Here is a 23,095-nt window from a genome sequence, read left to right as displayed (position 1 = left end):
CCCGACTTGACCCCAACCACCGACCCGCCAACCCTCAACCCCCGACTTGCCAACTGACCCCAACCCGAACCCATCAACCCCGACCCCGATTTCAACCCCCAACCCCGAACATGACCCCCAACCCCAACCTGCCAACCCTCAACGAACTTGACCCCCAACCCCCGACCCCATCAACCCTCAACGAACTTGACCCCCGACCCCGAAATTGACCCCGACCCCGACTGTTTCCCACCAACAAAACTCATTGCACACCACCAAACCCACTAAAAAAGGATTGAAAATGCAGAACACCAACAAGGGCAAGCTCCTCACCAAGCTCGGCGCCACCGCCGCCCTGGCCCTCGGCCTCGGCCTCGCCTTCCAGCCCGCCGCCGGCGCCACCACCACCCCCGCCTCCTCGGGGGCATCCATCTCCGCCGCCGCCATCTCCGCCGCACCCTCCACCGGCCTCAGCGACAACACCACCATCACCATCTCCGCCACCGGCCTACAGCCCGGCAGCGTCTACCACCTCGGCCAGTGCGCCGCCGTCCGCCCCGACGCCTTCGCCTGCAACGCCGCCACCAACGTCGACGTCACCGCCTCCGCCACCGGCACCATCACCAAAACCCTCACCGTCCGCAGCTCCTTCACCGGCAGCGCCGCCGACGGCAGCACCTGGCCCATCAACACCGCCACCACCCCCACCGTCATCGCCGTCTTCAACAACGCCTTCGACGGCGGAACCACCCCCCTGTCCTTCTAACCCCCACCACCGACTGTCCTTCTAACCCCCACCAACCTCAACCCGACCACCAACCCCGACCACTGACCCCCCGAACGGCCTGTGCCGGACCGCCCCCCACGGTCCGGCACAGGCATTTCCCATGTGACATGACTGCGGGCCCGTTCTTTACGGGAAGCGGTACCGGCCCCGGTCGTGGTGCGCCGGGGTTGCGTCCACGGATGGGCTGCTGTACGGGGTCCGCCGGTGGCGGACGGCGGTAGCGGTTCCCATCCACCTCCGTTCCGGCCCAGGGGGCCTCCATCCGTGCGGCGCCGTACCGGGTGGAAGGTCAAAAGCGCAGCGAGGGGTGGGTGGAGTGGTCCGGGGCCGGCTCATCCGTGCGGCGCCGTACAAAGTGCTCCCCGCTGCGCGGGCGGGGGAGGGGCGGTGCGGGTTTTCCTTGATCTGTTGGGATTGGCGGCACTATGGACACCCAATCCCAACAGATCAAGGAAAACCCCTGATCATTACCGCTCCCGGGGCTCATCGGCGCCTACTCTGCCTCGTTCGGTCCACCACCGCCCCCTCGCCAGGCCTTCCCACACGCTCATCGGCCAGCCCTCCTGAATACCGCCCCCAGGCCACAAGACACCGGCCCGCGCGGATGGCTCGGCCCCGGGCCACTCCACCCGCCCCTCGCTGCGCTTTTGACCTTTCACCCCGTACGGCCTGCTGCCAAGGAAGCTGTCATCAAGTACAGGCGAGCGCGTTGTGCCTGGTCAGGGAGGCCTTCGTCGGCTTCTTGCGGATCTTTCGTGGAATCCGAGACGAGCCCGGTCACGTACGGCCAGCATTGATCCGGTTTCGGGAGGATGCCCGCAGAGGTCAGGTGACCGCCGGCCCGCGAGGAAGCCGGATGGGACGTGGCGCGTGTCATCGGCTCGGGGCTGGAGCAGGCCGGGAAGACCCTGACGTTGCGGATTGCCTCGCGGATCGACGAGGAGGTGGTCGAGCGCGTGCTCACGTTTCGCCCGTCGCCGCGCGCGCTGAATCACAGCAGGCCAGCGCGGACGGCCCCGCGACTTCGGGGCTGGGGACATCCTCGGGAGTCGCGGGCCGTGCCACGCCGGGCGGGTGCGGCCGGCGTCAGTCAGCCCGCAGGAGGGTGTGCAACTCGGCGGCTTCGAGGATGTGGGCCCGTGAGGGAAAGACCTGATGGAGCAGGACGTCGTGCACTTCGGGGTCAGGGTCGGCGACGCCGTCGGCCAGGACGTAGAGCCGGTAGTCCCGGTCGGCCGCGTCGAGGACGGTGGACAGGACGACGCCGCTGGTGCTGATGCCCGCGATGATCAGAGTGGTGATGCCGTGTTCGCGTAGCCGCTGATCGAGGTCGGTGGTGGACAGGCCGCCGTGACGGACCTTACGCACGATGATGTCTCCGTCCTGGGGAGCGAGACGTTCGTGGACAGCGGTGTCACGGTCTGCGTGGTGCATGAGGCGGTGCTGGGCGATCGGTGCGAAAGACCTGTTGGTGGGCGGGATCGCAGCCCAGTCGGCCTCGGTGAAGCCGACCCGGACATAGGCGATGGCGCCGCCCTTGGCGCGAACGTCGGCGATTACCTTCTCCATGCGTCCCAGCAGGGCTTCACTGTCTCCTTCGGGTAGCAGCGCGAGGATCGCGGGCTGATAGTCCATGACGAGCAGGGCGGTGTGTGCGGGGTCGAGCGCGGGGGCGGTGCTCATGCGAGTGTCTGCCTTTCCGGTGGCGCCTGGTCGGCGTTCTTGAGTAGGGGCGTGCGGTCGTGTCGGGGTAGGAGGAGCGAGGTCGCCAGAAGGAGAAGACCGGCGATCGCGATCGCGGTGCGGGGGCTGGTGAGACCGGCCAGCAGGCCCCACCCGCCGGTCATGGCCGCGACGGTGGCTTTATTGGTGATCGACCAGGCGGCCAGCGTGCGGGCGACCCGGTCCGACGGGAACTGTTCGAGCCGGTAGGTAGCGAATACCGGGTTGAACACGCCCATACAGGTGATCAGCCCGAATTCGACGGCGATGACGAGGAAGAGCCCGGCGGGGCCGGGACTGATGAAGGCCAGTCCGAGTGACCAGCACGCGCGCAGCGTCCCGGCGGTGAGCATGACCTTGTGCCGCCCGAACCGTGCGATGAGCGGGCGGGCCATCCGCGAGCCGATGAGGCCGCCGACGCAGGGGACGCCGAAGGCGAGGCCGTACTGCCAGGGCGCGAACCCGAGCTCGCCGAGCATGAGGACGGCGAGCAACGGCGAGGTTGCCATGATCAGGCCGCTGACCAGGACAGTGTTGAAGAACAACGGGCGCAGCGCCGGGCTGGCGAGGATGTACCGCCATCCCTCCAGCAGGTCGCCGGCTCCAGGCCGGGGCGGTGCGGCGGCTCGCGCGGGACGTGGCTCCCGCCCGCCGATGGCACGGATCCCCGCGGCCGAGAGGAGGAAGCTGACCGCGTTGGCCGCCACGCTCGTCACCGGGCCCACCAGCCCGATCGCGGCGGTACCGAGCGGCGGCCCGAGCGCGGTGGCGGTCCAGGTCGTGGCCTCGAACCGCCCGTTCGCGACGAGCAGGTCCTCGGACCGGACGAGTGCCTTCAGACATGCTCCGCTCGCAGCGGTGAAGGCGATGTCGGCCGCGCCGACGACGACCGCCACGACCAGGAGCTGAGCGAAGCTCAGCCGGCCGAGCACGTAGGCGGCGGGAACGCTCAACAGCGCCGCGAACCGGATCAGGTCCATCGCGATCATCACCGGCCGTTTGCGCCGGAACTCCACCCACGGCCCGAGCGGCACCGCGACCAGTGCCCCGACCGCGAGCCCCGCGGCGGCCAGAACCGACACCTCGGTAGGCCCTGCGTCCAGAGCGAGAATCGCGATCAGGGCGAACGTGTCGAACGCGAGCCATGTGCCGAACGCGCTGACCGCATACGCGGCCCAGAACCACCTGAACTGCCGACCCAGCGACCTTCCCAACGCGCACCCCGCCATCCCCAGGAGACAACCGTCCATTGATTTGAGAGATCAAAACGCGCGGCTCGTAGGCAGGTCAAACAACCAGCCGACCGAAATCACACAACCGTGAGTTGTGCACTAAGGTCGGTCGGCGTGGATCTTGATGCTGTGCGTACGTTCGTCGCCGTCGTGGACACCGGCCAGTTCCAGCACGCCGCCGCAGACCTGTCGATCACCCAGCAGGCCGTCTCCAAGCGCGTCGCCGGGCTGGAGAAGGACCTCGCCGTGCGGCTGTTCACCCGCACCGCGCGCGGGGCCCGGCTCACCATCGACGGGCAGGCGTTCCTGCCCCATGCGCGCGAGCTGCTGCGCGTCGCCGAGCGCGCGGTCGCGTCCGTGCTCCCCGGCAGCCGTCCGCTGCGCGTCGACGTGATCGCCTCACGCAGCGCGGCCTCGGGCCTGATGCGCGGCTTCCACCGCGCGCACCCCGAGATCGAGCTCGACGTGGTGATGCTGTTCGATGTCGGGACGGCCGTCGCCGCCATCCGGTCCGGTGCGATCGACGCGTCCTTCCGCGCCGTCGCCGTGCCCGGCCGGCCCCTTCCCGAGGACATCGAGTCCGTCCGGGTGCTCGACGAGCCGCTCCAGCTCCTCACCGGGCCCGCCCACGCGCTGGCGGGCGCCCGGTCGGTGACCGTCGCTCAGCTCGCCGGGCACCGGATCTGGATGCCCGGCATCGTCCCCGGAACCGAGTGGGCCGCCTACTACGACGATCTCGTCGCCGAGTTCGGCCTCACCATCGAGGCGACCGGCCCCAACTTCGGCTCCGACGCGCTCCTCGACACCATCGCCGACACCCCGGCCCTGGCCACTTTCATGAGCGAGCAGACCCGCCTGGTCTGGCCCGCCGACCACGGCCTGCGCCGCATCCCGGTGACCGACCCGACGCCCGTCTACCCGCACTCGCTCCTGTGGCACCGCGACAACCCCCACCCGGGGCTGGCCACCCTCCGCGCCCACCTCGCCGCCGCAGCGGCCGGCCATGACGCCGCCGGGACCTGGGCGCCTGACTGGGTGATTCGGCGCTGAGCGCCGCCGCGTCTGCGGTCATCGGATACTCGTGCGCCACGCCACCGGACGTGGCCTGCGCCGGCGGCGGTAGCCGGGCTCCGGGTGCCCGTCGATTCAGCAATCTGGAAGATGCGCCGCCTCGCGATCGCGCGTGATGATGTCACCGTCCGGCGTGTTCGGCGTCGAATGCGCGTCGCCCGGTTCTCTGTCCGTGAGCAGTAAGCCTCCGGGGAGGCGATGAATGCGCGATCAGGCAGTGCCGCACGCGAGCCCCCCGGTCGCCGTCCCCGATGTACGGGACCGCCGCGCGACCACAAGGGCGCGTGGTGGCCGGCCGGGCCTGCTGGGACCGTCCCTTGAAGGGACGCGGGTGGGGACACACGTCGGGCGGGAGGTGAGAGAGCGTTCACCCACCGCGGGCTCCGACGTCGGCTCTGGGCACTTCCCGTGAAAGGCCCTTGTCCCCGGAAATTTCCGCACTCAAGCGTAAGAAGTGAAAGGACTTAGTTTTCCATGAAATTTCGCACCGTAGTCATACTCAGTGGGAAGACCACGACCGGTATCCAGGTTCCGCAGGAGGTCATCGAGAGCCTCGGTTCGGGCAAGCGGCCGCGGGTCCAGGTCACGATCAACGGTTACACCTACCGCAGCAGCGTGGCGCCGATGGGAGGGGGGTACATGCTCCCCATCAACGCCGATCACCGCAAGGGCGCGGGCGTCGCCGGCGGTGAGGAGGTGGACGTCGAGATCGAGCTCGACACCCAGCCTCGCGAGGTGACGCTGCCGTCCGACCTCACGGAGGCGCTCGACGGCGAGGCGGGCGCCAAGCAGTTCTTCGACGGGCTGTCCTACACGCAGAGGCTGTCGTTCGCGACCTGGATCGAGAGCGCGAAGAAGGCCGAGACCCGGCAGCGCCGTCTCGATGAGACGGTCACCATGCTGCGCGAGGGCCGTACCCGGCGCTGAGCGCACGACAGACGATGGGGCGCCGGATCGCACCGGCGGCAGGCCGGGCCGGGCGAGCGCACCCGTGGGCCGCTTTCCCGGTGGGTCCGCGTCCCTTGCGGGTAGGCGCCCTCATCGTGCTCCGCGGATCCGGGCGAGGACCCTCATCGCGCTCCGGGGGTCCGAAGGGCAGGGGACGCTGGGACGAGCGGGGACCTGCCGGAGTGAGCGGGGCCTGGCCGGAGCGGGCGGATCGGCTCACGAGAACGACGACGGAGGGGCCGGCCGGTGGATCAGGGCCGGACGACGCCTGCGAACGGCCCGTCCGGGGCCTGGATCACCGTGGCGTCGACCGTGAGGTCATGCGCGCCGGTAGGTCAGGGCGACGGCGCCCGTGGAGAACTCCCTTGAGCTCAGGAGCTTCAGATCGATCGGATCGGTGAACAAGGGCAGCCCGCTGCCCAGCACGATGGGATGGACGATCAGCCGATATTCGTCCACGAGTCCCAGCCTCGACACCGACTGCGCGAACCTCGCACCGCCGGGCACGAAGATGTCCGTGCCGGGCCGCCGCTTCAGCTGCGCGATCTCTTCGGTGACGTCACCTGTGGCCAGCCTTGAGTTGTTCCACTCGACCTTCTCCAGCGTCCCGGAGAAGACGATCTTGGTCGCGTTGTTGATCAGAGGGGCGAGCCGGTCGGTCGAGTACGGCCAGTGCCCCGACTGCTCTTCGTAGTTGACGCGGCCGAGAACGTGCGTGTCCATCCGGCTCAGCGAGTCGATGGTCCATTCCGTGAGGTCGTCGTCCATGTCCGGGAAGATCCATTGCAGATCTCCGTCCGACCGCCCGACAAATCCGTCAAGCGAGACATGCATTAATAGAACGACTTTCCTCATGAATGGGATCTCCTGTACGTATCACATTTCAGCGCCGGGCCGGCGCGGCTGTGCTGGGCTACCCGTTCAAACCAGTGATCAACCCGGTTTCCCGGGTTGATCACCGTTGGTATGCCGAATAGGTCAGATCACATTGTTCTACGGCCGCCCGGCTCCACTCGAGGTGAACTCCGGCGCCGGCTTTCCGGCTTCGGAGGTCGCGACGCTCGGTGCCGCCTTTCCCTTGCCCAGCCGGTCGGTGAGCTTGAGGATCGGACGTTCGAGGACGTAGTAGCTGAGCGTCGAGATCGCGATGGTGCCCACCAACGTGGGAATCAGCAGCTCCCAGAAACCGAACTTGCCCAGCAGGGCCTGCACGGGGACGGTCTCGCCGAAGATGCTCCCGCTCTGGAACACGAGATACATGACGGCGAAGTGCCAGAGGTAGAGGCCGTAGGAGATGCGCCCGAGGAAGCGCAGCGGCCAGTTGCCCAGCGAGACCTCCATCAACCGCGAGGTTGCGCCCGGCACGACCAGCGGCACCATGACCAGGAAGGAGAAGATGAGCATCAGTGCGGAGCGGATGACCGCGGCCTCCGGTGAGAGCCAGTCGGCCGTGCCCGGGATGGAGAAGGGCTGGGCGCAGTTGATGACATAGGGCACCAGTGCCGCGAGCCAGAACAGGTTCGGCCGCTTGGTCGCCCAGCCGAAGAACTTGGGCGCCTTGTCCGGGGACACCTCGGTGAGGACCGACCACACCGCCATCGCCATGCCGATGGCGAACAGGCCGGACACTCCGAACGGGTAGAAGAACTGCGGCGGCCAGGGGCCGAAGCTCGAGTTGATGTAGAGGGCCCACCCGAGCTGGACCACCACGAGGAGGCCGAGCGGGATCAGCATCCGGCGTGCCTTCCGCGCCGGATCGGCGACACCGCGCGCGAGGCGGTGCATGACCCAGGCGATGATCGGCAGCGCGACGTAGAACTGGGTCTCCGCCGGTACGGTCCAGGCCACGTCGAGACCGGCGTACCAGTGGAAGTCGTAGATGTGCAGCAGCAGGAACGGCCGCAGCACGTCCCAGACCCCGGTGATGCTGGAGAGGTTGAGCACGATCAGGCTGAACGCGCACAGCACCCAGAAGGCCGGCAGGAGTCGCGAGGCGCGTCTCACGAAGTAGATCCCCAGCCTGGGCTGCGGGGTGCCGGCCAGGGTGGCCCGGGCGAACGGCCGGTAGAGGAACAGGCCGGACATGATGAAGAAGGGCCCGATCGCCCCAACCTGCCCCGCCCAGAGAATGGACCAGATTCCCTCGGTCGGCGGGCCCGCGGAGGACGGGAGAACGAATGTGGAGAAAGCGACGTGGGTGGTGACCACGATCATCGCGCACACGCCGCGTATCCCGTCGAGCGACGCGATACGTTTCTTATCTGGTGTCTTCACGCTGGGCCCACGCGCGGGTGTCGCCATAGCATGCTCCTTTCTGAATCATTTGACGTGCCTAGTGTTGACCCGGGCGCTTTCTCCGGCATCTCCTGTATTGCGGAATTGATGGTGTGCCGGCATGGCGGCGTGGCACGCCGTGCAGGCGCATGCGGAAGGGCCGCCGGTGCCGTCCGCGCAGGTTACGGATGTGCCGGCGCAGCCTCGGGGCCGGTCGGGGCGCCCAGGTCGGAGAGCTCCGCGCCGAGTAGCTCCATGGCGGTCACGAGCTGCGCGTCGGACAGGTAGGGTGCGGGACCGAACCGCAGATACTCCCCGCGGCTGTCGGTCCGTACGCCCCGCGCCGCCAGGCCGGCCTGCAGGCGGGCGGCGTGGGGCGACCGCAGCGCGAGGAACCCGCCGTACTCCTCGCGGGAACCACGGCGGTCGCGGGTGATCAGATGGTCGGGCGCGTCGAGCGCGTCGAAGCGCTCGGCCAGCAGGCTCACCTGGCGCAACGAGACCTGCCGGAGGAATTCCGGGGTCAGGCCGTGCTCGGCGAAGAAGTCGAAGACACGGGCGGCGCGGTAGTGGCTCGTGGGGTCGTAGGTGGACCCCGCGAAACGCGCGGCGCCGGCCGGATAGCCGACGGACCCCGCGCGATGGTCGCCGGCCAGCTCGGCGAACTCCGCGAACCAGCCGGTGATCACCGGCCGCAGCGTGCGGGCGTGCTCGGGCATCCGCAGGAAGCAGTTGCCCTCACCGAGCTGGAGATATTTGTAGCCGCCCCCGACGACCCACGCCTCCTCGACCTCGGCCACCGAGAACGGCACGGCGCCCAGGGCGTGGTAGGCGTCGACCAGCAGCTCCACGCCCCGCCGCCGGCAGGTCCGGGCGAGCGCGCCGAGCCCGGGGACGATCCGGGAGGTCTCGAACAGCACCGCCGACACCAGGACGGCGGCGGTCCGGTCGTCGACGGCGTCGGCCATGCGTACGGCGAGCGTGCCGGCGGGTTCGGCGGCGATCCTGACGACCTCGACACCTTCCTCGGCCAGCCGGGCGAGCTGCCGCCGCAGGGTGTGGAACTCCCCGTCGGAGGTGATCAGCCGGGGCCGGTCCCGCAGGTTCACGGCGGACAGGAAACGCAGCACGAGCTCATGCGTGCTGCCGCCGAGGGCGAGCTCGGCGGACGGGTCGCCGAGGAACAGGCGGAAGCCGTCCCGGACCCGCTCGGCCTTGTCGAAGGCCTTGCCCCACTTGTCGTCCACTTCGAGGGCGGCGTCGTGGAACGCGTCGAGCTGTCCGGCCAGAGCGACGTCCGGCCACGCCTGGTGCGAGTGGCCGGACAGCAGCAGGCGCCGCGACACGTGGAACTTCGAGTAGTGCGGCGCGAGCCACGGCGACGGGTCGGTCACAGCCGGCCCCGTACGGTCCACAGGTCGGGGAACATCGGTGTGGACAGGGTCGCGCGCAGGTAGGCGGCTCCCGAGGAACCGCCGGTGCCGGCCTTGTCGCCGATGATCCGCTCCACCATCTTCCCGTGCCGGTAGCGCCACTCCTGGATACGCTGGTCGAGATCCACGAGCCCCTCGCAGACCTCCGCCGCCACGTCGTCGTCGTGATAGACCTGCAGTAATACACTCTGCAGCTCCACCGACGGTTCCAGCGGCAGCGACACGTCCCGATACAGCAGGTCGTGCGGCACCGGGTAGCCATGGACCACGAGGTAGCCGAGGAAGGAGTCGAAGAGGGTCGGCCGGTTCATCGCCGACTCGATCCGGTAGCGCTCACCGCTCCCTTCCAGATAGCGCTCGAACGTCCGGCGGTCGCGCCGTCCCAGCACCGCCTCGATCTCACGGAACTGCGCGGACTGGAAACCGCTCGCGGTGCCCAGGTTGCCCCGAAAGCTGGTGAACTGGGAAGGGGTCATGGTCTCCAGGACGTCGATCTGAGCGATCACGGCCTTCAGAATGCCCAGTGACCGGCGCAAGGAGTGAAGGACGTGCGCGCTGTCGCCGAGGGCCAACTGCCGCTGCAGACCGGCGAATTCGTGCAGCAGTTGTTTGAACCACAGTTCGTGCACCTGGTGGACGACAATGAACAGCATCTCTTCATGCTCGTCCGAGTGCGGCCGCTGGGCCGTCAGGATCTCATCCAGCGCCAGGTACGAGGAGTACGTCAAAACGGGGGAGTGGTCGACGATCACGGCTTCATCAACCTCCACAAAAGGCAGGCATCGCGGTCGGTGTGAACGCGATGTAGGGCACATGGAAACAAGCGCGGTCCCGCACGGCGGAACCGCCGGGGATTTCCCCCCGGGACCCCGGTCGCGCAGGTGGCGGCTTCGCGTGGAAGCCACGGCGATGGCGTTCGGGGCCGTTGAGAAACGCGCCGTCATTCCATAGCGTCAGGCTACGGCGCGCGACACCCCACAAAAAAGAGATTGCGGAAATAAGGGTAGGAACAGCATTTTCGGAGAAAAAGGGCATTCGTAATCAAAGTGGATGCAATTCCCGGGGTCGTGCGCTCAATCCGGCCCCGGCTCCCCGTAGGGCATCGCGGGAGAGGCGTCGCGGACGGTCGGGGGCTGTGACCGTAGCCGGGGGACACCGGAGCCGGCCGCCGCGCCGTCATGCGGCTTCGGCCAGCTTGAGCGGGTGGATGTCCTGGTGGGAGACATCGCGGGACATCTCCTCCAGGGCCCGGCGGTCCAGCTTGCCGGACGCGGTGTGGGGAAGCCTGTCGACGAACTGGACGTCCCGCGGATACTTCTGCGGGGCCAGCCTCGACCGCACGAAGGACTGCAACTCCGCCGCCGTCACCTCGCCGTCGGACACGACGTAGGCGCGTGGCCGGGTCAGCCCTCCCACCTGGTAGCCGATCAGCGCGCACTCCACCACGGACGGATGCGCCATCAGGCAGTTCTCGATCTCGGCGGGCGCCACCCATATGCCGCCGACCTTCAGCAGGTCGTCCGCCCGGCCCCGGTAGTAGAAGAAGCCCTCGGCGTCCCGGGTGACCAGGTCGCCGGAGCGCACCGTGTGCTCGGCGGTGAACGTCTCGGCCGACTTCTCGGGCTCCTGCCAGTACTCCAGCGCGACCGCCTCGCCGCTGACCTCCAGGACCCCGACCTCGCCGTCCGGCACGGTCGCGCCGTCCTGGTCGACCACCCGCGCGCGGTACCCGGGAACCACCTGGCCGAGGCTGCCGGTCCGGGACCGGCCGGGCCGGTTGGACAGGTAGATGTGGTACGCCTCGGATGAGCCGATCCCGTCGATGACCTCCACGCCGAAGGTGTCCATCCACTTGCGGTGCAACTCCGCCGGCAGGGCCTCGCCGGCCGACGTGCACAGCCGCAGCGAGCTCAGGTCCTGGTTGGCCGCCTCCGGGTGGGCGACCATGGCGCTCATCATGGTCGGCACGTTCACCAGGATCGTCGGCCGGTGCTCCGCGATCAGCTCGAAGATCTTGTCTGCCGTGCTGCGCTCCGGGAACGCGATGCCGGCCGCGCCCACGCCGAAGGGGAACAGCGTGGTCAGGTCGCGGGAGTAACCGAAGAACAACTTGGGGACCGGCAGCACGACGTCGTCCGGCCGGATGTCCAGCACTCCGCGGGCATACCCCTCGAAGCTCAGCAGCGGGCTCCGCGCGGGCAGCACGCAGGCCTTGGGAGCACCGGTGCTGCCCGTGGTGAACTTCCAGATCGCGACGTCGTCGCGTGTCGTCGGGGCGGGAGCCAGGTCGGGCGACTGCGCGGCGACCAGGGTCTCGAAGTGGTGCTCGCCGTCGCGCAGGTCGTGCGGAGGCACCCCGACCACCAGCATGTTCCGGACCCCCGCCTCGCGCAGCCGGTCCAGGGTGACCGCGTCCGCCACGACGATCGCCGGCGACGCGTAGTTCACGTAGTAGCGGTAGTCCTTCGGCTGCAGATACGTGTAGACCTCGGCGGTGACGGCGCCGATCTTCTGCGCGCCGTACCAGGTCGCGACGGACTCGACCCCGTCGCTCAGCGCGGTCAGCACCCGGTCGCCCTGCCGCACTCCCAGCGCGTGCAGCGCGTTGCCCACCCGGTTGGCCAGCGCCGTCAGTTCGGCGTAGGTCGTACGGCCGGCGCCGGTGATCAGCGCGGTCCTGTCGCCGATGTTCCGGTCGAGGAAGTATTCGGCGATGTTGAATTCGGGGTGGTCGATTTGGCTTTCGAATGGGGAAATGATCGGCAAGGTGGCTAGAATCGTCATTTTCTTTAACCTTTTTCTCGAATGTCGATTTGTCCTCGCACAATCAACGGTGCGCGCCGCGGAGCCGCCGGACCAGGCGAATCAAAGGCAGCAAGCTGGCCGCCGATGGCAACTTCCTGCCAGCCGGATGCCGGACATTCCGCCGCGCGACAGGTGGGAGAGGGGGGCCGGGATCTCGCGGCCGTTCACGCCGGGGTCCGGCAATGTGGAAGACGGCGGATTCCCTCCGGGTTCGTACGCTTGACGTCGGTCCGTGCCGGTACGAGAGGGAGGTGGCCCTATGTGCATGGCCTCACCGAGCGGCCCCTCCGGAGGCCCGGTGGCGCCGGTCGCCCGTCCCCGCGCGGACGGCGTGCCCGTCGAGGAGCCCGCGGGGCGGGAGCTGAGCCCCCGGGAGGCGGGCAGGCGGGTCGAGGAGATCTGGAGGAGCGCACTCGGCCTCGCCGGCGACGGGACGGACGCGACGTTCGGGGAGCTGGGCGGCCGGGCGATCGCCGCGGTCCGGATCGTCGCCCGCATCGAGGACGACCTCGGCATCCGGGTCAAGCCCAGTGACCTGTACGGTCACCCTCGCCTGGACTCCTTCACACGCCATGTCGTGGAGGCGGGACAGGCCGTTCGCCCGCGGCCGCACGGGAGCAGTACGATCTCCGCATGGCTCTCCCCGACGTGCTGACCCGTCCGGCCATGCCTCCTGACCGCGTCATCGGCTACGGCGACGATCCCGAGCAGATCATCGATGTGCGGTCCGCCACGAGCGAGCCGGACGCGCCCGTCGTCATCCTGCTCCACGGGGGGTTCTGGCGGGCGAAGTACGACCGGGTCCACACCCGCCCCATGGCGGACGACCTGGCGGGCCGCGGGTATGTCGTCTGCACTCCCGAATACCGCAGGCTCGGCCAGCCGGGCGGCGGCTATCCGGGCACGTTCGACGACGTGGCCGCCGCCGTCGACGCGATCATGAGTGACCTCCCGGCCGCGGGAGGCGTCGTCCTCCTCGGCCACTCGGCCGGCGGGCATCTCGCCCTCTGGACGGCGCTGCGTCACCGGTTGCCCGTCACCTCGCCCTGGCACGCGAGCCTGAAGATCCAGGGAGTGGTGCCGCTGGCCGGCATCTCCGACCTGGGCTGGGGCATCGACGCCGGCATCGGCGGCGGCGCCTGCTCCGACCTGCTGGACGGCCGCCTCGCCCTGCTGCCCGAGACGGACCCGGTCCGCCTGCTGCCCTACGACCGGGGCCGCCTCGTCCTCGTGCACGGCACCGCGGACGTCCAGGTCCCCATCGAGATCAGCCGCCGCTTCGCCGAGCGGGAGAAGTCCGCCACGCTGGTGGAGCTGGAAGGACTGGATCACTTCGAGCTGATCGACCCGCTCTCCCCGGGATGGCCGTCGGTGGTCGAGGCCATCAGGTCGATCGTGGGCCCCGGCGGCCGGGTCGAGTAGCGGCCGCCCGCCCGACCCGCGCCGCACGAGAGGGACGGGACGCCGCGAGGCGGCAGGGTCTCCGCAGGGGTCTCCGCGAGGTGGACGGGAGCCGGCACGGACCGCGGAGCACGCATGGACCGCGGAGCACGCACGGACCGCGGAGCGCGCGCACGGAGCCGCCCCGGCCTGTGGTCATGCGCCCGGCACGGTCGCCGGCGCGGCTCCGGCCGGCGCGGCCGCCGGGGCACGTCCCCGTGCTGATCCGGCGGTGATCCCCGCGCGCTTTCCGGGGTTCCCCCCATCCGGATAAGGGCGACACTGCCGGATGAATAGGGGTTGTCGCCGGTAACACGTCGGCCAATTCTGATGGCGTCGGCTCAACGTGACCGATGTGTCATCGGTCTGTTGTCGAGTGCCTTTTCCGGGATTTCACACCGCTGACGGTGGGGTCCATTCGTTGTGACGGGGTGTGAGCGGATGGCCGTGGCCCGCGAGGATGAGTTCTCGCGTTATGTCAAGGAAGCCAGGCCGGCGCTGCGGCGGACCGCTTTTCTGCTCTCGTCCGACTGGTACGAGGCCGACGATCTGGTGCAGCGGACGCTGATCGCCCTTCACGGGCGCTGGGACAGTCTTGAGCGCCGGGACAGGATCGCCGGTTACGCGCGTACGGTCATGATCCGGATGATCATCAGCGATCGCCGGTCCCACCGGTGGTCGTGTGAGGTGCTGCCGGGAGTGCTTCCCGAGCCGGCCCCGGCGCCGGACCCGTACGCGCTCCTGGGGGACCGGCTGGTCCTGATGCGCGCCCTGGCCGTTCTCGGGCCGCGGCAGCGGGCCGCCGTGGTCCTGCGGTACTGGGAGGACCGCAGCGTGGAGGAGACCGCGCGGGTGATGGGGAGCGTGGGCTCGACGGTGCGCAGCCAGACGGTGCGCGCCCTGGACATCCTCCGCTCGGTGCTCCAGACCGAGGCGTACGGCCCGGCGGGCGGGCCGGTTCCGGCGCCGCGGGGGGACGGGCCGAGGGGATAGGCGGGCAGCGCCTCCTCGCGGCGGCCCGGTCGCCCCGCGGGCGGCCTGGTCTCCGGGCGGCGGCCCGGCCGCCCGCGCCGCGGCCTGGTCTCCGGGCGGAGGCCGGTCGCCCCGGTGAAACGCCGGAAAAGTTGACCCATGTTTTCCGGAAACGTCGGAACGGCTTATTCGAAAGCCTGCCGCCGTGTTATAAAAATACCTGCCGAGCCGTTCCTCCGCCGGGGCCGGAGAATGTTTCCGGCCGTCGCGCGACCGGTGATTCCGCGCCGGTCGCAATGCCTCTTCTTCCAAATTGCTGCATAGGCCTTTTCGCGTTGACGGTCCCGGACGCAGGCGTGTTGTATTGGTCTTGTGGCAGCACCTTGTGTGACCCACGACACGAATTGAGGTGCTGGATGCCGGGGAAGCCCGGCTCGCGGCCCTCGCTAATGGCAGGACCCTTCCGGTGGTGGCAGGTGGCCGCGGGCCGGAGGGCTTCACCATGGGCCCTCAGGGGGCCGGGATGCGTGGCGAGGAGGGACTGATGACGCCCACACCTGGAAGCTCTCGGTCAGCGGTTTCAGGGGCGTCGTGGTCGCCGTTGCCTCTGGAGGGGGTCGCCGAGTGTCTTGGCGGGGAGGTCCACCTCGCGTACGCGCAACGGCCCGTGTCCGGGGTCGTCACCGTCGCGGCCGGTTTCTCCCCGGACGCCGCGCTCACCAGGGCGGAGTTGCGGGCCACCGCCATGGACGCTCTGTACCGGATTCCCGACGGGGTCGCGCGGCCCTGCGGCGGCGACGACGGCAGGGAGCTGTGCCTGGCCGACTTCATGCCGGAACCCCCCGCCGACCGTCATGTGAGCGTCGCCGGCGTCGGCATGCTGAGCGGGGAGCGCTACCTTCTCCCGGCCGAGGTCGTATGGATGGGCGAACGGGACTGCCGGGTGGAGCCCACCGTGGTCGGCGTGGTGGACGACCGCTCCGACGGCGCCTCCGGTGCGATCGCCGACCTTCTCGCCCATGACGTTGTCACACGCTGGTGGGCGAGTCCGCGGATGCCGCTCCTGAGGGTCTCCGAGCACCTGGAGCGGTTGATTCCCGCGAGCGTCGCGTCCGCGGTGTCCGCTCTCGGGCTCTGGGTGTCGGCGTTCGTGCTTCCCGGCCCCGATTTCCAGATCGCCGTCGTCGGCGTCAGCGGGGAGGGGACCACGATAGCCACCGCCGCCGCCCGGTCGGTGAAGGCGGCGGTCGGCGAGGCGTTCCTGCGCGCGGTGGCGGCACGGGCACAGCCTTGGGACACGCTTCCCGTGGCCGACTCCCTGCGCCGCCTGACGGTGTGGCATCGCGAGGCCGACTACCTGGCCTACCTTGAGCGTTCCGCCGTCGACGCGGATCCGTCGCGGGCCGACGAGCCCGTCTCCCGGGACGAGGCGTTCGGCTGGGCCGACATCGCCTCCCGCCGGTTCGGGCACGAACCGGTCCTGGTCGGCTTCGGGGCATTCGATGACCCGGTGAAGGTGGTGTGCCCCGGCGCGGCCTGTTACCGGACCGTGCCGCCCGGCACGACGCTTCCGTGCCCCGTCCCCTGAGGACGCGCGGGCCCTCCGGCAGGCGCCGGACCTCCCGGGGACACGCCGGCCGTTCTAGGACGCACCGGCTCCGCTGGATTTCGCCGGAGGGCGTTCGTACACCAGGCGCCAGAGGAGCTTGTTGAACAGCTCGCGCTCGTCCGGGGTGAGCGGAGCGAGGAAGGCGTCCATGGCGTTCAGCATGGTCGGGGTGAGCTTGTGGCGCAGGAGGGCCTGTCCCTCGCTGGTGAGGCCGATCGCATACTTACGCCGGTCGTCGGGGTTGCGCGCCCGCTGAACGAGGCCGAGCCGCTCCAGCCCGTCGACGACGCTGACCATGGTGGTCCTGTCGATGCCGTGGGTGCGGGCGAGCTGCTGCTGGGACTGGGGTCCCATGGAGTCGATGGCGGTGAGCACGATGAAATCCTTCGACCGCAGCCCGAAGGGCTCTACCGCCGATTCGAAGATCTCGACGAAAAGATCGTTGGCCTTGCTCACCAATAGGCTGGTGGAGCTGGACATAAAGTCCGCAAGGGGAAGATCCGTACTCGGAGAATCAGCGCTCACATACGTCCCTTCAGCGGTCATGTGTTGCATAATGCGCCAAAGTGCCCATATCAAGCATGCTCATATATGGCAAGAGCGTCACACCCTATAAGCCAAGAGTGTCACACGCTGCCATGCGCAGCGCAACAGCCGAATCTAAATCATCAGCGATGCTGATTGACAGGAATGCTGAGGATCTGTGAAGCTGATTAATGTGGGAGGGTGGTGGGGACTCTGCTCAGGGTTCCGCGGCCGCCCTAGGTGAGGAGACTCCGTGTCCGAAGGCCGAGGCGGCCCTGACGCCGGCACCACGTGGGATGAGGTCCATGAGATCGTGCTCGGCGTGGACCTGTTCGAGGTGGCCGACGAGCAGGAAGGCTGACCGCTGATCCGCCGGGAAACCGCTGATCCGCTGGAAAGGGGTGGGGCTATGGGTGGAGACGGGAGCGAGCCCGCGCCGGCTCCGGGACTGCTGGCCGAGTCCACCGGCTGGCTGCTCAACGGTGCGGCGCGTGAGGTCACGTTGGAGCTGGAGGAGGTGCTGAAGGATGACGACCTCCGCTGGCGCGACTACGGCGTGCTCGGCGTGCTCGAAGCGTCCGGCCCGCTCTCGCAGCAGGAGATCGGTCGGCGGCTCGCCGTCGACCGGTCGACGATGGTGCACATCATCGATGTCCTCGAGCAGCGCGGGCTGGTCGTGCGGAGCCGTGACCGGGCCGACCGGCGGGCCTACTCGATCGAGCTGACCGACGCCGGGCGCGCCCTGCTCGTGGAGGTGCTCCATCCGGTGACCGCCGCGGTCCACGACCGCGTGATCGGCAGGCTGACGCGCGAGGACCGCGCTCATCTCAACCGGATCCTCGCGCAACTGGCGGGCGGGGCCTGAGCCGGTGCTATATGAGGGTTTACGAATGATCTGACGTCTGATAGTTTGTAAATATACATATCCATGGAGTTGGGCACGGGTGGAGTAGCCCGAAGTCGCCACCCTGCGTGAAAGTACATGGCCGGGAGGTGAGCCATGGACATTTCCGTCATCGGTATTTCGGCTGAGGCCGAGGAGCTCTACCGGTACTTCCTGCGACACCGTGGCGAGGGGATCGGCTCGGTACGGCAGGCGCTCAACCTGGATCCCGACACGATCGAGGCCGCGGCCGAGGTCCTGGGCCGGCTGTCCCTGCTCGACCTCACCGACCGTCACCGCGTGGTGGCGACGGAGCCGAGGATCGGGATCGAGCGCCTGGTGGAGCAGCGCCTGGACCAGCTCAACATGGAGATCCGCCGCGTTCTGGCGGCGCGCGACGCCATCGCCTCCCTCGTGGAGGACCAGCGGCACGGCGAGAACTCGACGCCGGTGCTCGACATCGAACGCGTGGAAGGTCTCGACCAGGTCCGGCAGCGGCTCGACGACCTCGGGTTCTTCTCCTACAAGGAGACGCTGTGCCTGCATCCGGGCGGGCCGCTCTCGCGGGGTGCCATCGAGACGGCGCTCCCGCTGGATACGCGCTCTCTGCGTCGCGGCCTTGCGGTAAAAGCGGTTTATCACCCTAAAGCACTTGACGATCCATTTATGGCGGCATATCTGCGTGACGTTGTCAGTCTTGGCGGGCAGATTCACATTACAGAAGACCCCATGGACCGTATGCTGATTTTTGATCGCAGCGTAGCGGTTGTGCCGATAAATCCGAAAGAGAGCTCGCGGGGCGCGCTACTCGTACGGGAACCCGGCCTGGTCTCCCAGTTGGTCACCTATTTCGACGGCGTGTGGCAGTCCGCCGTCGATCTCCGTGATTTCACCGAGCCTTCCACCGGCGCGCCGCTGCTGTCCGATCTGGAGAAGCGGGTGCTCGCGGTGATGGCGACGGCCGACAAGGACGAGATCGCCGCACGCGAGATCGATGTCTCCGTCCGGACGTACCGTCGTTACGTCGCGGACCTCATGGCGCGGCTCGGTGCCGTCAACCGCTTCCAGGCCGCCCTGCGCGCCAAGGAGGAGAACTGGATCTGACCGAGCCGCGCCGGCCGGGCCCGCGTCGCGGCCTTCCCGGGATCGGTGGGCTCCCGGCGGGCACCGGTGGGAGCGGGCTCCAGGAGGGACGGCAGGGGGCGAGGGGCGGCAGGGGTCAGAGGGCGTCCCTCCCCGGTCCGGGACGGCCGATGGTCAGGACGTGACAGTCCGCGAGCTCCCAATGGCTGATCGCGGGATCGGTGAGAGCCTCGATCGCTTCGGCCCGTATCTGCGCGCCGGTCACGTCCTCATCGGTGTGGACGCGGATCACGACGTCTCCGGTGGCCTGCCTGAGGTCCTTGCGCCATCTCTCCGGCAGAAGCGCCAGGATCCGGATCCCGTCGACCGGTGAATTGCCCACCGGCTCTCCTGCGGTCCGGCGCATCGTCAACTCGACCAACATGGCTGGATGCCTCCGCCTAGTCCCGGTTGGCGCCGGCCGGGCCGACGTGGAAGGGGCGCCGGCGGCTCACCGGATGATACCGGAGGCCGGTGGCTCGAAGGCGGCGCCGCCGGGGCGGCCGGAGGCTCCGTCCGCCGGCCGCGTGCGCGCCCCGGGGCGCCGCGCCCGTCCCGGCCGGCGGCCGTCTCCGCGCATCAGCGGGAATCTCCGCACGCCGGCGGGAAATGCCCCGGTGAAGCAGATCCGGCGGGATCGCCTTCCAAGGCGTTTCCCCGGAGTTTCGCGTGCGAGGGCGCGGTCGAATATGTCGGCGCGCGATTGTTTCCGGCCTTTTTCCCGAGCCGGAAAATCGGCTGTTGAACGCCGGTCCGGCGCAGCGGGGAAATCCTCTCCGGACGGTCCGCGCGGTTGCCCGCGGTTCCGTGCCGGCGGGTGAAGCACACTCGGAGATGACAGGAGGGAGGCAGGAGTATTTCACTGGGTGTGGATTAGAGGAGATGGTCTGATGCTGGTGAGCGCGACCGGCGGTACTGGATTCGTCGGTGCCCATTCGGTTGCGGCGATTGTGGGGATGGGCCACCGGGTCCGCATGCTCGTCCGCGACGTGTCCAAGGTGAAGCGCGCTCTGGCGCCGTTGAACGTCGACCTCGATGCCGTCGACGTGGTCACCGGAGACGTCACGGACGCGGACAGCGTGGCCCGCGCCGTACGGGGCGCCGACGCCGTGCTGCACGCGGCGTCGGTGTATTCCTTCGACAGCAGGCTCCACATGAGAATGCGGCAGGTCAACGAACGGGGTACCGAAATCGTGCTCGACGCCGCGCGGCGGGCGGGCGCGGACCCGATCATCCACGTCTCCAGCGTCGTGGCGATGTTCCCGGCGCGGGGACAGGTGATCCATGAGGACTCGCCCGTCGGCCGGCCTCGCGAGACGTACATGGCGAGCAAGGCCGCGGCCGAGGTCATCGCACGCCGGCACCAGGCCGAGGGAGCTCCGGTGGTGATCACATACCCGCCCGCCCTGCTGGGCCCGGACGACCCGAATCTGGGCGACCAGAACGCCCGGCTCCGCAGCGTGCTCCGCGGACTGACGCCTCTGTGGCCTCTGGGCGGGTTCCCGGTCGGCGACGTGCGGGACACCGCGGCGCTGCACGCCCGGCTGCTCGCCGCACCGGGTGACAGGCCGGGCCGCCACTTCGGACCGGGCCGCTACCTCTCCACACGCCAGTACGTGGAGGTGCTGCGCGAGGTCACCGGACGCGCACTGCCGACGATCTTCCTCCCGGCTCGGGGGATGATCCCGGTCGGGCGGTTCGTCGACCTCGTGCAGCGTGTGTGGCCGTGGCACATCCCGGCCGAGTACGGAGCCATCTACACGTGTGCCTGCGCCACGCGCCCGGCCGAGGGCGTCAGCACTCATGGGATCAGTCCACGGCCCATCGCCGAGACCGTCGGTGACACGGTGCGCTGGCTGCGGGAGAGCGGTCACCTGTCCGCTCGGCAGGCGGGTTCCGGCCGGCCGAGCCTGTCGTCTGTACCAACGCAATGACGGGAGATGCCCCCATGAGCGAGCGGACCGCCCGGAGGGCCGGAGCCTTGGGTAACGAGGGGGAGAAACGCCGATGAGCACCTCGGAGCTCGATTTCATTCTCGTTCCCCTGCCCGCGCCGGCCGAGGAGGGCGTCAACGGCCGTCCCGACGAGCACCCGAACGGGCGTCTTCACGCGAAGCCGCCGGCCCCGCCGCCGCAGATCCGGTCCATGAGCCTGCTGCGCGAGCAGCGCGAGCGACTGCGCGAGGAGGTCGTCGCCGGCCGCCGCCAGGCGGTCGACCGGCAGCACACGCTCGGCAAGCGCACGGCGCGGGAGCGGATAGACCTGCTGCTGGACGAGGGGTCGTTCACCGAGATCGACATGTACCGCCGCCATCAGGCGCACGGCCTGAGGATCGAGGAGCAGCGCCCGCACACCGACGGTGTGGTCACGGGGTCCGGCACGATCCACGGCCGCCGGGTGTTCGTCTACGCCCAGGACTTCACCCTCTTCGGCGGGTCGCTCGGCGAGGCGCACGCCTCGAAGATCCACAAGGTGATGGACCTGGCGATCTCCACCGGATCCCCCTTCATCGGGCTGAACGACAGCGGGGGCGCCCGGATCCAGGAAGGGGTGATGTCACTCAACGGCTATGGCGGGATCTTCCAGCGCAATGTCCAGGCATCCGGGGTGATACCGCAGATCAGCGTCGTGCTCGGGCCGTGTGCGGGGGGAGCCGCCTACTCCACGGCACTGGCCGACTTCACCTTCATGGTCCGCGACACCGCTCAGATGTACCTGACCGGGCCCGATGTCGTCGAGGCGGTGAGCGGCCAGCGGGTCACCCATGCCGAGCTCGGCGGTGCGGAGGTCCACGGCGGCCGATCGGGTGTGGCCACGTTCGTGCACGACGACGAGGAGAGCTGTCTTGAGGACGTGCGCTATCTCGTCTCGATGCTGCCCAGCAACAATCTGGACCTTCCCCCGAGTGCGCCCTCCTGCGACGCGGCCACGGATGTGCGGCCCCGGCTGGCCGAGATAGTCCCGGTCGAGCCGAACAAGCCCTACGACATGCGGCAGGTCGTCGCCGAGCTGGTGGACGACGGTGACTTCCTCGAACTGCATGAGAACTGGGCCCCGAACGTCATCTGCGTGCTGGCCCGGATCGACGGTGACGTGGTCGGCGTGGTCGGCAACCAGCCCATGGTGCTGGCCGGTGTGCTGGATGTCGCCGCGTCGCAGAAGGCCGCACGGTTCGTACGGTTCTGCGATGCCTTCAGCATCCCGCTGGTGACACTGGTCGATGTGCCCGGTTTCCTGCCGGGCACCGATCAGGAGTACGCGGGGATCATCCGGCATGGCGCCAAGCTGCTGTACGCCTACTGCGAGGCGACCGTGCCGCGGATCCAGGTCATTCTGCGCAAGGCGTACGGCGGGGCGTACATCGTGATGGACTCGCGTTCCATCGGCACCGACCTCTCGCTGGCGTGGCCGACGAACGAGATCGCCGTGATGGGCGCCGAGGGCGCCGTGAACGTCATCTTCCGCAGGGAGCTGGCCGCCGCCGCGGACCCCGCCGAGCTCCGCTCGGAGCTGGTCGCCGAGTATTCCGAACAGCTCGTGCACCCGCACTACGCCGCCGAGCGCGGACTGGTCGACGACGTGATCGACCCGGTGCAGACGCGGTCCGCGGTCGCCAGGGGGCTGGCGATGCTGCGCGACAAGCGCAAGCAGCCGCCGCAGCGCAAACACGGGAACGTGCCCCTGTAGACAGCGGCCGGCACCGGCCGGTGGGCACCGGCCGGTCCACGGCGGGCTGACCGCGCCGGCATGAGACCGGCGCGGCGGCCGGCCGCGCCGGTCTCACCGCGCCCACCGCCGCTGAGGCCGCGGGCGGATCCGCGCTCCTCCAGCCCTCCCGTGCCGCCGCCCGACCGCCGCTCGCTCCCGCACCGTCTCCGGGCGCCCGTGCCGCCTCCGGGCCCCTCCAAAAACCCTGTGCCGCCTCCGGGGCTCCGACGCACTCCCGTATCGCTTCCGGGGCTCCGACGCGCTCCCGTATCGCTTCCGGGTCTCCAGCGCGCTCCCGTATCGCTTCCGGGTCTCCAGCGCGCTCCCGTATCGCTTCCGGGTCTCCAGCGCGCTCCCGCGCAGACTCCTTCCCGCACGCCCGCACCGCCTCCGGGTCTTTCCACGCGCCCCGCACCACCCCCGGGCCTTCCCTGGCACCCCGTACCGTCCCGGAAGCCCGGTAGTGCCTTCCGGGCCTCCGCCACCTCTCGGTGTCACCTCCGGGCCTTCCACACAGCCTCCGGGCCTCCCACACAGCCTCCCCTTCCACGCGCAGCCTCCCCTTCCACGCAGCCTCCGGGCCTT

Annotated in this window: 20 protein-coding genes; 11 read left to right on the top strand and 9 right to left on the bottom strand. The window is 69.2% G+C overall.

The features are described 5' to 3' along the window. Positions 1 to 280 precede the first annotated feature (280 nt). On the top strand, positions 281 to 745 hold the full coding sequence (locus SROS_RS33565) for an enediyne antibiotic chromoprotein (RefSeq protein WP_012893390.1): 465 nt from the start codon (positions 281 to 283) through the stop codon (positions 743 to 745). A 1,107-nt stretch (positions 746 to 1,852) separates the two neighbouring features. Here SROS_RS33565 and SROS_RS33560 read toward each other — a convergent pair. Together SROS_RS33560 and SROS_RS33555 are read right to left on the bottom strand one after the other, a co-directional pair. Beyond that, positions 1,853 to 2,449, bottom strand: a complete 597-nt coding sequence (locus SROS_RS33560; protein ID WP_012893388.1) for a cysteine hydrolase family protein — start codon at positions 2,447 to 2,449, stop codon at positions 1,853 to 1,855. After that, entirely contained in the window at positions 2,446 to 3,702 is a 1,257-nt protein-coding gene (locus SROS_RS33555) for an MFS transporter (protein WP_245564365.1), read from the bottom strand. Before SROS_RS33555 ends, SROS_RS33560 begins: the two co-directional genes overlap by 4 nt. 132 nt (positions 3,703 to 3,834) lie before the next feature. Between SROS_RS33555 and SROS_RS33550 the strand changes: the two genes are divergently transcribed. Together SROS_RS33550 and SROS_RS33545 are read left to right on the top strand one after the other, a co-directional pair. Continuing rightward, positions 3,835 to 4,770: a LysR family transcriptional regulator gene (locus tag SROS_RS33550; protein ID WP_043653455.1), complete on the top strand. Its 936-nt coding sequence runs from the start codon at positions 3,835 to 3,837 to the stop codon at positions 4,768 to 4,770. A gap of 495 nt (positions 4,771 to 5,265) precedes the next feature. After that, positions 5,266 to 5,718: a YdeI/OmpD-associated family protein gene (locus SROS_RS33545; RefSeq protein WP_012893385.1), complete on the top strand. Its 453-nt coding sequence runs from the start codon at positions 5,266 to 5,268 to the stop codon at positions 5,716 to 5,718. 339 nt (positions 5,719 to 6,057) lie between these two features. On the opposite strand, the gene SROS_RS33540 is transcribed toward SROS_RS33545, so the two are convergent. From SROS_RS33540 to SROS_RS33520, 5 genes are all read right to left on the bottom strand, one after another. Beyond that, positions 6,058 to 6,594 carry a dihydrofolate reductase family protein gene (locus SROS_RS33540; RefSeq protein WP_012893384.1) on the bottom strand — a complete coding sequence of 179 codons (537 nt, stop codon included), beginning with the start codon at positions 6,592 to 6,594 and terminating at the stop codon, positions 6,058 to 6,060. 138 nt (positions 6,595 to 6,732) lie between these two features. Beyond that, positions 6,733 to 8,040 carry an acyltransferase family protein gene (locus SROS_RS33535; RefSeq protein ID WP_012893383.1) on the bottom strand — a complete coding sequence of 436 codons (1,308 nt, stop codon included), beginning with the start codon at positions 8,038 to 8,040 and terminating at the stop codon, positions 6,733 to 6,735. 155 nt (positions 8,041 to 8,195) lie between these two features. Next, positions 8,196 to 9,407, bottom strand: a complete 1,212-nt coding sequence (locus SROS_RS33530) for an aminotransferase class V-fold PLP-dependent enzyme (protein WP_012893382.1) — start codon at positions 9,405 to 9,407, stop codon at positions 8,196 to 8,198. Further along, the gene (locus SROS_RS33525; RefSeq protein WP_081453281.1) at positions 9,404 to 10,261 is read right to left on the bottom strand and encodes a tryptophan 2,3-dioxygenase; all 858 of its coding nucleotides are present in this window, start codon (positions 10,259 to 10,261) and stop codon (positions 9,404 to 9,406) included. Before SROS_RS33525 ends, SROS_RS33530 begins: the two co-directional genes overlap by 4 nt. A gap of 361 nt (positions 10,262 to 10,622) precedes the next feature. Next, positions 10,623 to 12,230, bottom strand: a complete 1,608-nt coding sequence (locus SROS_RS33520; RefSeq protein ID WP_012893380.1) for a benzoate-CoA ligase family protein — start codon at positions 12,228 to 12,230, stop codon at positions 10,623 to 10,625. 286 nt (positions 12,231 to 12,516) lie between these two features. Between SROS_RS33520 and SROS_RS33515 the strand changes: the two genes are divergently transcribed. The 4 genes from SROS_RS33515 (at position 12,517) to SROS_RS33500 (ending at position 16,251) form a co-directional block, all read left to right on the top strand. Next, positions 12,517 to 12,906, top strand: a complete 390-nt coding sequence (locus SROS_RS33515) for an acyl carrier protein (RefSeq protein WP_169369433.1) — start codon at positions 12,517 to 12,519, stop codon at positions 12,904 to 12,906. Continuing rightward, positions 12,885 to 13,673 carry an alpha/beta hydrolase gene (locus tag SROS_RS33510; RefSeq protein WP_012893378.1) on the top strand — a complete coding sequence of 263 codons (789 nt, stop codon included), beginning with the start codon at positions 12,885 to 12,887 and terminating at the stop codon, positions 13,671 to 13,673. The genes SROS_RS33515 and SROS_RS33510 overlap by 22 nt, the downstream gene beginning before the upstream one ends. 459 nt (positions 13,674 to 14,132) lie before the next feature. Beyond that, positions 14,133 to 14,684, top strand: a complete 552-nt coding sequence (locus SROS_RS33505) for a SigE family RNA polymerase sigma factor (protein ID WP_012893377.1) — start codon at positions 14,133 to 14,135, stop codon at positions 14,682 to 14,684. A 646-nt stretch (positions 14,685 to 15,330) separates the two neighbouring features. Further along, positions 15,331 to 16,251: a hypothetical protein gene (locus tag SROS_RS33500; RefSeq protein ID WP_043653451.1), complete on the top strand. Its 921-nt coding sequence runs from the start codon at positions 15,331 to 15,333 to the stop codon at positions 16,249 to 16,251. A 54-nt stretch (positions 16,252 to 16,305) separates the two neighbouring features. Here the strand turns inward: SROS_RS33500 and SROS_RS33495 are convergent, their stop codons facing one another. After that, a complete protein-coding gene (locus SROS_RS33495) occupies positions 16,306 to 16,728 on the bottom strand; it encodes a MarR family winged helix-turn-helix transcriptional regulator (RefSeq protein ID WP_169369431.1) in 423 nt (140 codons plus the stop codon). Positions 16,729 to 17,206: 478 nt separating this feature from the next. Between SROS_RS33495 and SROS_RS33490 the strand changes: the two genes are divergently transcribed. Together SROS_RS33490 and SROS_RS33485 are read left to right on the top strand one after the other, a co-directional pair. Continuing rightward, entirely contained in the window at positions 17,207 to 17,662 is a 456-nt protein-coding gene (locus tag SROS_RS33490) for a MarR family winged helix-turn-helix transcriptional regulator (RefSeq protein WP_012893373.1), read from the top strand. 135 nt (positions 17,663 to 17,797) lie between these two features. Further along, the gene (locus SROS_RS33485) at positions 17,798 to 18,784 is read left to right on the top strand and encodes a helix-turn-helix domain-containing protein (protein WP_012893372.1); all 987 of its coding nucleotides are present in this window, start codon (positions 17,798 to 17,800) and stop codon (positions 18,782 to 18,784) included. A 115-nt stretch (positions 18,785 to 18,899) separates the two neighbouring features. Here SROS_RS33485 and SROS_RS33480 read toward each other — a convergent pair whose 3' ends face one another. Then, positions 18,900 to 19,187, bottom strand: coding sequence for a hypothetical protein (locus SROS_RS33480; RefSeq protein WP_012893371.1), 288 nt, complete (start codon positions 19,185 to 19,187; stop codon positions 18,900 to 18,902). Between the two features lie 505 nt (positions 19,188 to 19,692). Between SROS_RS33480 and SROS_RS33475 the strand changes: the two genes are divergently transcribed. Beyond that, the gene (locus SROS_RS33475) at positions 19,693 to 20,736 is read left to right on the top strand and encodes an NAD-dependent epimerase/dehydratase family protein (RefSeq protein WP_012893370.1); all 1,044 of its coding nucleotides are present in this window, start codon (positions 19,693 to 19,695) and stop codon (positions 20,734 to 20,736) included. A gap of 73 nt (positions 20,737 to 20,809) precedes the next feature. Continuing rightward, on the top strand, positions 20,810 to 22,489 hold the full coding sequence (locus SROS_RS33470; protein WP_012893369.1) for an acyl-CoA carboxylase subunit beta: 1,680 nt from the start codon (positions 20,810 to 20,812) through the stop codon (positions 22,487 to 22,489). The last annotated feature ends 606 nt before the right edge of the window (positions 22,490 to 23,095 follow it).

The sequence above is a fragment of the Streptosporangium roseum DSM 43021 genome, from assembly GCF_000024865.1.
Taxonomy (GTDB): Bacteria; Actinomycetota; Actinomycetes; order Streptosporangiales; family Streptosporangiaceae; genus Streptosporangium; species Streptosporangium roseum.
The sequence above is the reverse complement of the archived record's forward strand: the minus strand, read 5'-3'. Positions and strand labels throughout refer to the sequence as shown.